The 13,953-nt window shown below is 71.4% G+C and carries 12 protein-coding genes; 4 read left to right on the forward strand and 8 right to left on the reverse strand.

The features are described 5' to 3' along the window. Nucleotides 1–43 precede the first annotated feature (43 nt). On the reverse strand, nt 44–2,476 hold the full coding sequence (locus tag ACF1BE_RS30135; protein ID WP_392202163.1) for a SpoIIE family protein phosphatase: 2,433 nt from the start codon (nt 2,474–2,476) through the stop codon (nt 44–46). A 222-nt stretch (nt 2,477–2,698) separates the two neighbouring features. Beyond that, on the reverse strand, nt 2,699–3,871 hold the full coding sequence (locus tag ACF1BE_RS30140) for a PucR family transcriptional regulator (RefSeq protein ID WP_392202164.1): 1,173 nt from the start codon (nt 3,869–3,871) through the stop codon (nt 2,699–2,701). A gap of 224 nt (nt 3,872–4,095) precedes the next feature. Between ACF1BE_RS30140 and ACF1BE_RS30145 the strand changes: the two genes are divergently transcribed. Continuing rightward, complete coding sequence (locus ACF1BE_RS30145) at nt 4,096–4,746, forward strand: carboxymuconolactone decarboxylase family protein (RefSeq protein WP_392202165.1); 651 nt, start codon at nt 4,096–4,098, stop codon at nt 4,744–4,746. Further along, the gene (locus ACF1BE_RS30150; protein WP_392202166.1) at nt 4,739–5,548 is read left to right on the forward strand and encodes an SDR family NAD(P)-dependent oxidoreductase; all 810 of its coding nucleotides are present in this window, start codon (nt 4,739–4,741) and stop codon (nt 5,546–5,548) included. The genes ACF1BE_RS30145 and ACF1BE_RS30150 overlap by 8 nt, the downstream gene beginning before the upstream one ends. Before the next feature lie 79 nt (nt 5,549–5,627). Here ACF1BE_RS30150 and ACF1BE_RS30155 read toward each other — a convergent pair whose 3' ends face one another. From ACF1BE_RS30155 to ACF1BE_RS30175, 5 genes are read right to left on the reverse strand one after another with little or no spacing between them, the layout of a single operon-like run. Next, entirely contained in the window at nt 5,628–6,905 is a 1,278-nt protein-coding gene (locus ACF1BE_RS30155) for an ABC transporter substrate-binding protein (protein ID WP_392202167.1), read from the reverse strand. Between the two features lie 5 nt (nt 6,906–6,910). Next, complete coding sequence (locus ACF1BE_RS30160; protein WP_392202168.1) at nt 6,911–8,056, reverse strand: branched-chain amino acid ABC transporter permease; 1,146 nt, start codon at nt 8,054–8,056, stop codon at nt 6,911–6,913. Further along, nucleotides 8,053–8,934, reverse strand: coding sequence for a branched-chain amino acid ABC transporter permease (locus ACF1BE_RS30165; protein ID WP_392202169.1), 882 nt, complete (start codon nt 8,932–8,934; stop codon nt 8,053–8,055). Before ACF1BE_RS30165 ends, ACF1BE_RS30160 begins: the two co-directional genes overlap by 4 nt. 5 nt (nt 8,935–8,939) lie before the next feature. Then, a complete protein-coding gene (locus tag ACF1BE_RS30170; protein WP_392202170.1) occupies nt 8,940–9,752 on the reverse strand; it encodes an ABC transporter ATP-binding protein in 813 nt (270 codons plus the stop codon). Beyond that, nucleotides 9,749–10,507 carry an ABC transporter ATP-binding protein gene (locus tag ACF1BE_RS30175; RefSeq protein WP_392202171.1) on the reverse strand — a complete coding sequence of 253 codons (759 nt, stop codon included), beginning with the start codon at nt 10,505–10,507 and terminating at the stop codon, nt 9,749–9,751. Before ACF1BE_RS30175 ends, ACF1BE_RS30170 begins: the two co-directional genes overlap by 4 nt. Before the next feature lie 189 nt (nt 10,508–10,696). Between ACF1BE_RS30175 and ACF1BE_RS30180 the strand changes: the two genes are divergently transcribed. Further along, nucleotides 10,697–11,992, forward strand: a complete 1,296-nt coding sequence (locus tag ACF1BE_RS30180; protein WP_392202172.1) for a PucR family transcriptional regulator — start codon at nt 10,697–10,699, stop codon at nt 11,990–11,992. Beyond that, nucleotides 11,989–12,654 (forward strand): TetR/AcrR family transcriptional regulator, encoded by a 666-nt coding sequence (locus tag ACF1BE_RS30185; RefSeq protein ID WP_392202173.1) that lies wholly within the window; start codon nt 11,989–11,991, stop codon nt 12,652–12,654. The genes ACF1BE_RS30180 and ACF1BE_RS30185 overlap by 4 nt, the downstream gene beginning before the upstream one ends. A 324-nt stretch (nt 12,655–12,978) precedes the next feature. Here the strand turns inward: ACF1BE_RS30185 and ACF1BE_RS30190 are convergent, their stop codons facing one another. After that, nucleotides 12,979–13,671: a TetR/AcrR family transcriptional regulator gene (locus ACF1BE_RS30190; RefSeq protein ID WP_392202174.1), complete on the reverse strand. Its 693-nt coding sequence runs from the start codon at nt 13,669–13,671 to the stop codon at nt 12,979–12,981. Between the last annotated feature and the right edge of the window lie 282 nt (nt 13,672–13,953).

A 13,953-nucleotide genomic window follows, 5' to 3' on the forward strand; every position in this document is an offset into this window, starting at 1 on the left:
CATCACGACTCTTCGGATGTTTCCCCGGAGGCGACCCGGGCGGTCAGATGCGTGTGCCGGCCAGTGATTGTTCGGTCCACACGGTCTTGCCCTCACGGTGGTAACGGGTACCCCAGCGTTCGGCCATCTGGGCCACCAGGAACAGGCCGCGCCCGCCCTCGTCGGTGGTGCGGGCGCGGCGCAGGTGTGGCGAGGTGTGGCTGGTGTCGCTGACCTCGCACACCAGGGACCGGTCACGGATCAGCCGCAGGGTCGCAGGGCCGCCGGCGTACCGGTAGACATTGGTGATCAGTTCGCTGACGATCAACTCGGTGGTGAAGGCCAGGTGCTCCAGACCCCATTCGGTCAGCTTGGCCGAGGTCAATGCCCGGGCCCGGGCGGCGCTGGCGGGCTCCGGCGGCAGGTGCCAGGAGGCGACGTCGTCCGGTGACAGCATCCGGGTACGGGCGATCAGCAGAGCGACGTCGTCACTGGGGCGCGAGGGCACGAGCGAGTCGACCACCGCTTGGCATGTTCGTTCCAGGGCGTCCGCGGGGCGGGAGAGCGCTGCGCACAGCCTGGTCAGGCCGACGTCGGCATCGATGTGGCGTTCGCCGATGACTCCGTTGGTGTAGAGGCACAGCAGGCTTCCCTCGGGCAGTTCGATCTCCCGGGCCTCGAACGGCAGTCCGCCCAGGCCGAGCGGTGGGCCGGCGGGCAGGTCGAGCGGAGCCGCCCGTCCGTCCGGAGCGGTCACCACCGGCGGCGGGTGACCTGCGCGGGCCACGGAGCAGCGCCGGGAGACCGGGTCGTACACGGCGTACAGGCAGGTGGCACCGACGACCTGTTCCCCCACGGGGCGTCCGCCCACCGCCTCCTGTTCGACCGCCAGCAGATCGACCAGGTCGTCCAGGCGGGAGAGGACCTCGTCCGGTTCCAGGTCGAGGCTGGCGAGCGTATGTACGGCGGTGCGCAGCCGGCCCATGGTGGCGGCGGCATGGATGCCGCGTCCCACCACGTCGCCGACGACGAGGGCGACCCGGCACCCGGACAGCGGAATGACATCGAACCAGTCACCGCCCACGCCGGGGGACGCACTGGCCGGCAGGTACCGCAGGGCCACCTCGACGGCCGACTGGTCCGGAACCGCCCGGGGCAGCAGGCTGCTCTGCAAGGTGAACGCGGTCTGCTGCTGCTGGGAGAAGCGCCGGGCGTTGTCGATGGCGACGGCGGCCCGCGAGGCGAGTTCCTGGGCGAGGGTGAGATCGTCCGCCTCGAAGGGATCGGGGCGGCGCGAACGCCACAAGGTCATCACGCCCAGCACCAGGCCACGCGCGGCAAGGGGCACCGCGATCAGCGAGTGGACGCCCAGGTCCGGAGCGTGGGACCCCTGGCGGCCTTCCGTCGAGAACCAGTCGGGCGCGAGAACCGCTTCCAGGACGGGCCGCCCTTCGGCCAGGCATCTGGCCTGGGGTGTGTCGGACCCGAACTCCACCGGTTCGCCCTGGGGATGGGGCGGGCCGGGTTGCTGGGCACCGACGTTGCAGGCCCCCACCCGGACCACGGGCCCTGCCAGGTCCCGCAGCGGTTCCTCACCCCGCGTCACCGGCTGAAGCAGGTCGACTGACGCATGGTCGGCGAGGTGAGGCACCATCACCTCGGCTAGCTCCCGGGCGGTCTCCGCCACGTCGAGGGTGGTTCCGATACGGCTGCCGGCCTGGTCGAGGAGCGCGAGCCGACGCTGGGCCCGGTGGCGTTCGGTGATGTCCTCGATCATCTCGGCCACCCCCAGGATGCGGCCGGAGGGGTCCTCCATCCGGAAGGACGAGACCATCGCCACCCGCTCTTGAGCCGGATCCCGCTCCAGACGGACGAACTGCTCGGAGTAGACCAACGGTCTTCCGGTCTCCATCGCCCGGCGCACCCGGTCCACGGCCTTGCGTGCGTCGTCGGGGACCAGGAAGCAGCCGGTGGGCAGCCCCTGGAAGACTGCTGCGGGGACGCCGGTGAAGCGTTCGATGGCCCGGTTGACCCGGAGCAGGGTCAGGTCGGGGCCGTGGACGACCAGGCCGATCGGGCACCGGCGGTACAACCCGTCGAGAACCGCCCGGTCCTGCTGCCATTCCAGGACGTCCACCGCGAGTGCCCCGGCGAGGATCCACTCGCGGACCCCGTCGTCCCGTGAGATGGCATGGGCCCTCAGCCCCGTCTCCACGAGCCGCCCGTCACGGTGCCGCAAGGTGAGCACGCCGAACCAGCCGCCGACTCGCCTGCAGCTCGCCGCGGCCTCCGTGACAGCCGGCAGGTCGCGAGGATCGACAAGGACCTCATACGCCGGACGACCGATCACAGCAGTGTCCGGATAGCCGAGCAGTTCCTCGGCCCGCCGGTTCCATCCGGCCACGACTCCGTGGTCGTCGAGCACCGCCAGGGCGGCGACGTGCAGGGCGAACGGATCACCGTCGCTTCCGCTGGACTCCTTCACCCGCTCCTCCACCGCCGGACACCACCTTGCACTCGGTCACCGATGTTCTGCCGTCCGTCCCGGCCGCGGCCGGTGACCGGCAGGGCGGCGTCCGGGCGGTGGCTGGATGTTCCCCGTGCGGGCCGACCGCTGATGCCATGTGAGTCATTTGAACCCGGTGGAGGCCCGCCGTCCCGCCCGCCGCGTGACACGGCGTGGCGGACATGGGGGATGACGGCAGGCGCGGCGGCCCGCTCATGCCGGACCTCGTGGATGTGTCCCGAGTTCGCGTGCCGCCAGGGCCCAGCTGAGCTCCACCGCGGTGTCCGGAGCGTCCAGGCTGGTGCCGGTCAGCTCCTCGAAACGGCGCAGCCGATAGCGGACGGTGTTGACATGGACGTGCGCGCTGCGGGCGACTTCGCGGACGTGCCGTCCCCCCGCCAGGTATTCCCGCACCGACTGCTCGATGAGCGCACCGAACTCCCCCTCCGCCTCCAGTGGGCGCAGATAGCGGTCGAGCAGCAACTCGGCGAGTTCCGGTTCGGTGACGACCGCCACCCGCCAGGACAGGTCGCTCAGGTCGTACACGCCGCGCAGACCGTACGCACGGGCCGCTTCCAGCAGCCTGCCGGCGGCGCGGAAGGAGCGGTGCGCCGCGGCCAGGTCCGTCGGCGGGCCGAGCCCCGCCGTCACCTCCAGGCCACCGGTCTCCGGCTTGGCCTCGACGACTCCGGCGACAGCCTCGTCCAGCACGGTCAGCAACGGGCCTCGGCCGTTGCTGCGACCGCGGGACCCCAGACGGCGTTCCAGCGCGTCAGGGCCGACGTCGCCGTCCGCAACAGCTCTGATGGCTCGGTACGGCCGTGACGGGTCCAGTCCGTAGATCGCCGCACCGCTGTGGATCTCCACCGTGCTCAGCGTCCCGTGGAGCAGTCCACGCAGGAAGTCGGCGCGGCGGCGTGCGTCGAACAGGGCGGAGTCGACCTCCGCCTGCCGGTGGACGGCAGCGAACTGCAGGCTCGCGACGTCCGCGAGCTCCCACAGGCACTTGGTGCGGTCGACGACGAGGCCGGGGTCCAGCCTGCGCTCGGTCGCCTCGGTGATGAACAGATCCCGTATCGCGCTCGACGCCCGGCGGTAGGCGCGGAGCCCGTCGCCGAGCGGCACCCCCCGGGCGGCCCGGTCGCGGGCCACCGCGGCTTCGTCGAAGTCCTCCGGCGCGGGCACCGTCCCCTCGCGCACCACCGCGAGGGCCCGCTGGAGGTGCCGGTGCCAGATCTGGACGAGGAGTTCCCGCGGGACCGCGCGGTAGGACGGGACGTGGTCCGTCAGATCCGCGTGCAACCGCCCGCCCACCTGCCGCTGCTTCGCGGCCATCGCGGCGATGACCCGTTCGAGGGACGCCGTCGCGTCCGACTGCCCGGGCATGAACCTCACCTCCGCCCCTGTGGCACCAGCCGTTGTGCACTTGAACAATATGCCGACCTGCGGCCTTGGCCGAGGAGCCGTCGACAACCCGCCGCCGCCGGAAGCACAGTGGCACGGCGGCGGAAGGCGCCCGCATCGACGCACCTGACGAGGCGCCGACCGGCACCGCCCCAGACCCGCCGACGTGCCACCGATCCAGCCTGACGAGCAGTGCGGAGACCGCCATGACCGACGAACACCATCACCGACCCGACCGCGTCACCGCCGACGCCGGCCCGCGCCTCGCGCCACTGCCCGAGGACGGCTGGGACCCGTCCACCCGGGAGTTGCTCGCCCCGGTTCCCCGGGACGCCGACGGCCGCCTCGCCGACATCTTCACCACCTTGGTGCGGCACCCCGGCCTCTTCCGGCACTTCCTGCCGTTCGGCAGCCACCTGCTGCGCGACGGCCGTCTGCCGGACCGGACCCGGGAACTGCTGATCCTGCGCACCGCGTGCAACACCCGGGCCGGCTACGAATGGGGGCGGCACGTACCGCTGGCCAGGGCAGCCGGAGTCACCGACGAGGAGATCCGGCGGATGGGCGCGGATCCCGACGCCCAGGGGTGGACGTCGGCCGACGCCCGTCTGCTCCGTGCCGCCGACGAACTGCACCGGGACGCACGCCTGTCCGCCGCCACCTGGTCCGCGCTCGCCGCTGACCACGACGAGGCACAACTGATCGAGATCACCATGCTTGTCGGTCAGTACCACATGGTCGCCTTCTTCCTGAACTCCGCCGGCACCCGGCTCGAGCCCGGCTTCGAAACGGAAACCCTGCCCCCGCCCCCCGGGACCGGCGCGGACGCGGCGGAAGGGGCACACGGCGATGCCTGAGCCCCGGCACCCCGCGACCCGGGCGGTCGGCCTCCTGACCGGCCGGAACGTACTGGTCATCGGCGCGGGCACCCGTCCCAGCGACGATCCGAAGGCCCCGGTGGGCAACGGGCGGGCGGTGGCCGTGCTCGCCGCCCGCGAAGGAGCCTCCGTGGCCTGCGCCGATGTCTCCCGCTCCGCCGCGGCGGCCACCGCCGCCCTGGTCGGTGAGGAGGGGGCCCGTGGTCTGCCCGTGGTCGGTGATGCCACCGATCCCGGCCAGTCCTCGGCCATGGTCGCCGAGTCCCTCCGCGAGCTCGGCGCCCTCGACGCGATAGTGGTCAACGTCGGCATCGGCCTCGGCGCGGGACTGGCGGACACCTCACCGCAGCAGTGGGAACGCGTGCTCTCGCTCAACCTGACCGCCCCCTTCCTCGCCGCCAAGTACGGGTTGCCGGCGATCGCCGACGGGGGATCGATCGTCTTCGTCGGTTCCGTGGCCGGGCTGCGTGCCGCCACCGACTCACCCGCCTACGACAGCTCCAAGGCGGGCCTGTTCGGTCTCACCCGGCACGTGGCCAAGGAGGGCGCGCCGCGCGGGATCCGCGCCAACACGGTCGTCCCGGGCCTGATCGACACCCCGATGGGCCGGGAGGCCTCGACCCGGCGCGCGTCGCGTTCCGCCTCGTTCACCCGCATACCGCTCGGACGCCAGGGCACCGCCTGGGAAGTGGCCGAAGCCGTCGCCTTCCTGCTCTCCGACCGCGCCTCCTACATCACCGGGCAGAGCCTGGTGGTGGACGGAGGGCTGAACGCCGTCTGAGCCGGTGGCGGCTGTCCGCTCCGCGGAGCGGGGGCGGTCCCCAGGGGTCAGGGCATCGACCGGGACCGCCCCCGCCGGCTCACTTGGCCAGCGGGCCGAACTCCTTGCGGGTGTCCACCGGCTTGCCGAAGAGCTGCCACCGCTCGCCCTTGAACCGCATCAGCTGCATCGTCTCGAGCGGGAAGGCGTCACCGTGGCCCGTGGACATGGTGACACCGGGCAGCAGCAGTCCCACCTTCACGTCCTTCAGGCTGCGCACCGCGTCCCGCAGCCCTTCCCTGGTCGGGCACTTCATCGCGTCCAGGGCCTTGTGCAGGCTGGAGGCGACGGCCCAGCCGTAGGCGTTGAACTGGTCGGCCGGGTCGGCGTCGGGCGCGTACCTGTGCATGGCGTTCTTGTAGATCCTGATCTCGGGGTCGTTCGCCCACTGTGGGTCGGCGGGGTCCTTGAAGTAGGTCGCCGAGACCACGCCCTGCACGTTCTTGAAACCGACGGGCCGGAGCACGGCGGCGGACGAGGCCACGTTGTTCACGATGTGCAGCGGGTTCCACTTGGTGTTCCTGGCATCGGCGGCCAGGGCCTGGCTGCCGAACTTGGGGGTGGTGGCGTCCAGCAGCACGTCCGCCCGGGAGCGGGCGAGGCTCGCCATCTGTGCCGACACGGACGGGTCGGTGACCTCGTAGCTCTCCTCGGCGACCACCTTGATGCCGCTGCCGGCAACCGCCTTCTTGAACCCGCCGAGCAGGTCCTTGCCGAAGTCGTCGTTCTGGTAGAGGACCGCGACCCTGGCCTTGTGCCGCTCGTCCTTGAGGTACTTGGCGTACACCCGGGCCTCGGCCACGTAGTTGGGCTGCCACCCGATGGTCCAGGGATGCTTGTCGTCCGTGCCCCAGACGGAGGCACCGGTGGCGACGAAGGGCTGCGGCACCTTCTGCTTGTCGAGGTAGTCCCACACGGCTGCCGTGGACGGGGTGCCCAAGGTCTGGAACACGGCGAAGACCTTGTCCTGCTCTACGAGTCTGCGTGCCTCCTCGACCGCCTTCGGCGGCTGGTATCCGTCGTCACGGACGATGAACCGCACCTTGCGGCCGTCTATGCCGCCCTTGCCGTTGACGTACTCGAAGTAGGCGGCCACGCCCTTGCTGATCGTGCCGTACGCGGAGGCAGGTCCCGACAGCGGGTAGATCCCACCCAGCTTGATGCTCCTGTCGGTGATGCCGGTGGTCTGCTGGCCCTTGCAGGCGCCGGCGGCGGCGGTGTCCTGGTGGTCCTGTCCTCGCCGGCTGCTGCAGGCGGTCGCGGTGAGCAGGGCGGCGGTCGCGGCCGCGGCCGCCCGCAGAGCGGTCGTCTTGCGCATGTGACTCATTCCTTTTCCGTGCGGGGCGGTGCGCCCACGGGTTCGGCCTCGACGACTGAGAGGTCCGCAGGGGGGAGGGTCGCCGAGCGTTCGGATGCGGGCCGGGACTCCGGTCGCGCGTCGGGCGGGGATCCGGCCTCCGGCGTCCGGCCGAGGGCGGCGGTGCCGGGCGGGCGACGGGCGATCGCGCCCAGGGCACGGCCCGGCAGCCCCGCCAGGCCCGTCGGGGCCACGAGCATCACCGTGATGATCAGCAGGCCGAACACGACTCCCGGTGCCGCCTCGCTGACGTCCTGGGAGACGCTCGGCACGTACATCACGAACGCCCCGCCCAGCAGGGGGCCGTACAGCGAGGCGAGCCCCCCTACCACCAGGCCGGCCAGCAGGGTGATGGACAGCACGAAGCTGAAGGAGTCGGGCGAGACGAAGCCGATCACCCAGGTGTACAGACACCCGGCGACACCCGCGAACAGGGCGCTCCACGCGAAGGCGAGGGTCTTGTGCAGCGACAACCGCACGCCCATGACCTCGGCGGCGCTCTCGTTGTCCCGCACGGCGAGCAGGGCCCGGCCCACCCGGGACCGCAGCAGGTTGCGGGCGAGCAGCAGAGCCACCGCGGTGACGGCGAGGACGACGAAGTACATCCACTGGTCCTCCGCCATCCCGCTCCACGCGGGCGGCCGCAGCTTGTCCACGGTCAGTCCCATGGAGCCACCCGTCACCGGTTCGAGCCGCTTGAGCAGGGGCGGCAGGAACACCGCGAACGAGAGGGTCACCAGCGCCAGGTACAGTCCGCGCAGCCGCAGGGCCGGCACTCCGAACCCGAGGCCGAGCAGGAAGCATCCGGCGGCCGCGACCGGCAGCGTGGCCAGGTGACCGGTGTCGTACCGGTCGAGCATGACCGCCGTCGCGTAGGCCCCCGCCGCGAAGAACGCGCCGTGCCCGAGCGAGATCTGCCCGCCGAAGCCGACCAGCAGGTTCAGGCCGGCCAGCGCCACGGCGTACAGGAGCACCATGGTCAGCTGGAAGACCTGGAAGGGGGCGAAGTAGAACGGGGCGCCGACGGCCACTGCCGTCGCGAGCAGCAGGGTGAGCGCGGCCCGCAGCCGCCGTGCGCGGTCCGTGCCGAGTGCTGTGGTGATCGTGCTCATGCGCGTTCCACCGCCGCTCGTCCGAACAGGCCCTGGGGCCGCACCAGGAGCACCGCCAGAATGATCACCAGGGGAACACCCACCTTCAGATCGGCACCGATCACGTCCACGTACGCCCCGGTCAGGGTCTCGGTGACGCCCACGAACAGGCCGCCGACGACCGCACCGACCGGGCTGTCGAAGCCCCCGAGGGTGGCCGCGGCGAAGGCGTAGATCAGTACCCCGCCCATCATGTTGGGCTCCAGGAACAACACCGGGGCGACGAGCACGCCCGACACCGCGCCGACCGTCGCGGCCAGCCCCCAGCCGAACATCAGCACCCGGCCCACCCGGATGCCCGACAGCCGGGCGGAGGCCGGGTTGCAGGCGACCGCCCGCATCACCAGGCCGACGGAGGTGCGCTGGAACAGCAGGTACAGCAGCCCCATCACGACGGCCACCACACCGATGATCCCGAGCGTCGACCAGTCCACGCTCACCCCGGCCAGGTCGAGCCCGCCGTCCGGGAAGGGCTGCGGGAAGTCCCGTACGGTGAACGACCAGATCAGGCCGGCCAGCGCGTTGACGAAGATGAACAGGCCGACCGTGACGATGACCACCGTCAGCTCGGGTGCCCCCTGCACGGGCCGGATGACGATCCGCTCGACGAGCATGCCGCCGGCGAAGGACACCGCGAGAGTGACCGGCAGCGCCAGCCAGAACGGCATCCCGGACGCCACCAGCTGCCAGGCGACGTACGTCGAGAGCATGGCCAGCTCGCCCTGCGCGAAGTTGACGATCCCCGTGAACCGGTATATCAGCACCAGGGCCAGCGCCAGGCTGGCGTACACCGCCCCGGAGCCCAGTCCTTCCACCACTTGCTGGAGAAGATCGGTCACGGCGCTCACCCGGCCTTCCGGGAGAGGACGGAGACACCGAGGTACACCTCGGCGACCTGGCCGTCCTCGCGCATCTGTCGAGCCGGTCCGGACAGCACCAGACGGCCGGCCTCCAGTACGTGGGCCCGGTGCGCGATGTCCAGCGCCAGCTGGGCGTTCTGTTCGACGACGACCACGGTGGTGCGTTCCTCCTCGTTGACGGCACGGACGATGCCGAACAGCTCACGGGTGACCAGCGGCGCGAGCCCGAGGGACGGCTCGTCGAGGAGCAGCAGCGAGGGCCGCAGCATCAGTGCCCTGCCGATGGCGAGCATCTGCTGTTCCCCGCCGCTGAGGCTGCCGGCGGCCTGACGCGACCGCCGGCGCAGTCCGGGGAAGTAGCCGTAGATCCGTTCCAGGTCGGCCGCGACGGCCGCACGCTCGGCGCGGCCCCGCCGCCGGGGGCCGGTGCGCAGATGGGCGCCGATGCGCAGGTTCTCCTCGACGGTCAGGTCGTTGAAGGTACCCCGGCCCTCGGGCACATGCGCCACGCCGAGCCGGGCCGCCTGCTCGGGCGAGCGGCCCAGCAGTTCCGTGCCGTTCAAGGTGACCGAGCCGCGGCCGCGGACCATGCCGCTCAGCGCCCGCAGCGTCGTCGTCTTGCCCGCGCCGTTGGGTCCGAGGATCGCGCACACCTCACCGCGGGCGACGCGGAAGTCGAGGCCCTGCAGCACGCGGGCCTGGCCGTATCCGGCGTGCAGGCCGGCGACCTTGAGGTGGTCCGGCTCCGCACCCGCCTCGGCCTCGGCCTCGGTACGGTCGGTGGTGGGCTCGCTCATGCGGCCACCCCCAGGTACGCCTCGACGACCGCGGGGTCGCGCTGGATCTCCTCCGGTGAGCCCTCGGCGATCTTGCGGCCGAAGTCGAGGCAGACCACCTTGTCGCACAGGCCCATCACGAACCCCATGTGGTGTTCGACCACCACGAGCGTGAGGTCGAACTCCTCGCGCACCGACCGGACCAGATCCGCGAATTGGCCGACCTCGCCGTGGCTGAGCCCGTTGACGGGTTCGTCGAGCAACAGCAGCCGGGGCCGTACGGCGAGGGCCCGGGCGAGTTCGACGCGTTTGAGCGTGCCGAACGGCAGCCCGCACGCGAGATGGTCGGCGATGTCCGCCAGACCGAGCCGCCGTAGCAAGTCGTCCGCCTGGTCACGTAGCTCCCTCTCCTCCCGCCGGACGCGGGGCAGCCGGAGCGCCGCGGCGAGATGTCCGGTGCGCCCCCGGCTGTGGGCGCCGACCATGACGTTCTCCCGGACCGTGAGCCGGGGGAACAGGCCCAGGTTCTGGAAGGTGCGGGCGATGCCGCGCCCTGCGACGGCGTGCGGAGGGAGGGCCAGCAGATCCTCTTCCTCGAACCGCACGTCTCCCTCGTCGGGAGTGCAGCGCCTGGTGAGGCAGTTGAACAAGGTGGTCTTGCCGGCTCCGTTCGGCCCGATGAGCCCCACGGCGGTGCCCGGCTCGACGGTGAACGCGACACCGTCCAGTGCCGTGATCCCGCCGAAGCGCACGGTGATACCGTCGACCGCGAGCATTGGTTACGCCCTTTCCGACGTGCTGGGGGGGTGGGAGAGCGTCACAGTAGGTGGCTGCGTTCCACGCGCACATTGGGTGTGAGCACCCAACTTCCCGGTCTCCGGACTGTGCGCCGCGCACAGGCGCCGGGAGATGTCTCACGCCGGGCCTGTTGACGGAGCACCAGCCGGACGGCGACGATCGGCACCATGCCTCGCTGCCCTGCTCCGGGCGCTCCCCAGCTCTCCGAACCGCTCCGCCGGGAGCGGCGGCGGATCCTGCACACCGTCCACGACCGGGTCGAGGAGGTGGCGGACACCGCCGTCGATGTGATGCGCGCGGAGATCCCGTCGTACGCACTGCAGGACGAACGATTCTTCGACGACGTACGGGAGCAGGTGCTCGAGCACTACCGGATGCAGTTGGGGGCGTTGGCGGGCGACCGCGACATGGCTCCCGAGGACCTGGTTTTCAGCCGTGCGGCAGCGATGCGCCGAGCACGTGCGGGTTTCGCCCTGGAGGACTGGATCAGTGCCTTCCGGGTCGGCAGGCAGGTGCTGTGGGACGCGCTGCTGGACTGCGCGGGCACGTCCGCCGAGGCCCAGCAGGCCGCGCTGTCCCTGGTCACCCCACTGATGCGGTACGTCGACTACGCCAGCACCCATGCCGCGCAGGCATACGTCGAGTACCAGCAGCACGTGGTGGCGGACGCGGATCGGGAGCGCCGGGATCTCCTGGACCAGCTCCTGGCCGGCGTGGCACCGACGCGCGGTCCGCTGTTCGCCGCGGCGCAGGCGTACGGCATCGGACCGCGCTCGCCGATGATGGCGGTGGTGGCGGTGTGTGTCGGCGACACGCGCACCGGGGACCTCACCACGGCCGAGAACGGTTATGCCACCAGTGCGTCGATCGGCGTCGCCGGACCCTGGGCCGGCCGGACCCTGGTCGTCGTGCGCCATGGTGAGGTGGTGGCCGTGCCCGTGGTGCGGGCCGGCATGAACGCAGAGGACATATGCGCCCATTTCGAGGCCGTGCAACGACGGCTCGCGCGGGAGGGGACCATGCTGTCCATGGGCATCAGCACGGTCGCCCGGGGCGCGGCCGAACTGCCGCGCGCACACCAGGAGGCGCGGGCCGCCCTCGACCTGGTGCCGAGCGGGGGCGGAGTGGCGGCGCTGCCGCGACTGTCCCCGTTCGACTACCTGGCGCTGCGCGCCGACGACCTCGCCCGCCAGCTGGTCGATCCCCGCGTACGTGTGCTGCTGGAGGAGGACCGCAGACGCGGCGACACACTGGCCGCCACGATACGGGCCTTCGTGGAGGCGGACCTCAATCTGCGGCTGGCCGCCGACCGGCTGCGGGTTCATCACAACACGGCGCACTACCGGTTGCGCCGGATCCAGGAACGCACCGGCCGCAATCCGCGCCGGATCGCCGACCTCCTGGAACTGCTGGTCGCCCTCGCCATACGCGACGGGGCCGGGGAAGGTGGGGATTGCCAGTGAGCGGCATCATGGAGTCCGCCGGGACCGGGACGGCGCATCAGCTGCCGGACGGGCAGGAGGACGTGGGCCTGCCGCAGGGGCACGTCGGGCAGAACCGGACGGTCCGGCGTGCACTGCTGAACGCCGCGCTGGAGGTGTTCACCGAGCGCGGTTACACCGACGCCGGTCTCACCGAGATCGCGGCGCGCTCCGGTATCCCGGTGGGCAGCCTCTTCCAGCACTACGGCGGAAAGCGAGGGCTTTATCTCGCTCTGTGGGAGGAGTTCCGGGAAGAGCAGGAGCGCTGCACCGCGGCTACCCTGGCCGCCGAACGCAGCCGAGGTGTGGACGACCCCCTTGTCCTGTTCGTGGCGGGAGCCAGGGCGTACCTGGAGGGCACCTGGGACAACCGGAGGCTCGGCAGACTCCTCGTGGGGGACGATGGCCCCGCGGGCTTCGACGCGCTGCGGCGTCAGTGGGACCGCGCATGGGTACGGCGCAATGCCCGGCTGCTGGAGGTGGACGAGGGGCAGCGCGCCGGCCGGGTCCGGGTGAGCGTGCTGACCACTGTCATCGGAGGGGCGGCGCGCGAGCTGGGCGACTGCGGGGACGAGTCGGAGGCCCGGGAGATCGTGGACGAGGTGTGCGGCATCCTGGTCCATCTGTCGGCACCGCCCGGCTGACCCGCCCGGTGTGCGGCTGGGACGACACGGCACCTCACTCCTGGCCGGCCGGCGCCCCAGCGCTGGGTGCCGGACCCGCCTGCGGCCCTCCTGGTCCCGTACCGAGTGGGTCGGATCCGCCGGGTCCGACCCGGTCGAGGGCCGGCGTCCCGGCGAAGTCGACGGCGAGGGCCCCGAACCGGCGGCTCACCGTTTCGGGGCCGATCCAGACACGTCCGCGCTGAGGGCTGTCCCGATGACGGCTCCCTGTCCGAACGGTCGGCGACGGCACAAGGTCGTCGAACGGCCGTGAGCGACAGGCTTCGCCCGTGTGCGACTGCCGAATCAGCGGTGGCCGGGGAAGCGCAGGGCGTTCGCCCAGAGCCGGGTGACCGTGGACACGAGCTGCTCGAAGTCCACCGGCGTACCTTCCTGTTGCCGTTCGCCCAGCACGAAGGCGTGGTAGGCCATGACACTGACCATGCCCGACAGCGCACGGGAAGCCGTCATCGGATCGACCTCACGGTCCGCGACACCTCGCGCCTGCAGGTCGGCGATGCCGCGGGCGTTGCGGCGGATGAACGCGTCAGCGCGCCGGCCCCGGAACTCACGGAACTCCGGCTCCACTTGTGCGACCTGCTCGAGCAGGGCCATCAGCTTCGCATTCCGTTTGTAAGCCTCGAGATACGCGCGATTGCTCGCTTCGAGTACCGCGTGGGGATCGTCGGTGTCCTGCACCCGGCCCATGCCGGGGTGCATCATGTCCTCCTGCGCCTCCAGGAGGACGGCGGCGAGCACCTCTTCCTTGTTGGCGAAGTAGGTGTAGAAGGACCCCGCCGCGCATTGAGCCTCTTTGGTGATGTCGGTCAGGCGGGTGTCGAGGTAGCCGTCCCGTTCGAACACCTTTCGCGCGGCCTTCACCAGAGCGGCCCGTGTCCGTGCTCCGCGCTTCGTCGTAGGCGGCTCTCGAAGGTGCGACAGGGGCGCCATGGGCGGTGCCTTCTCGCCGTCGAGTTCCTCCGGCGCAGTGGTGTCCATCCCGGAAACTGTACTTGAATCCGACGCCATAGTCATGAACTCGCCAGGCCCTCGGGCGCGCGGGCGGTGTGCCGATCGACGCCCTGGTCCGCGAGGCCGTGACGGACGGATCGACTCTTGGCGGCGGCCGGACAACGCACTCGGCCACCGCATCCCGCTCGCCCGAGAACGGATCTTCAGCGGGAGGCGGCTAGGGTCTTTCGTTCGGATCAGGCCGGATCAGGGAGCGGGTCCTGGTGCCGTGCATCGCAAGGCGGAGGAGGGCGCCATGGCGGAGCCATG

This window comes from Streptomyces sp. NPDC014991, assembly GCF_043080665.1.
In the GTDB taxonomy this organism is placed as follows: Bacteria; Actinomycetota; Actinomycetes; order Streptomycetales; family Streptomycetaceae; genus Streptomyces.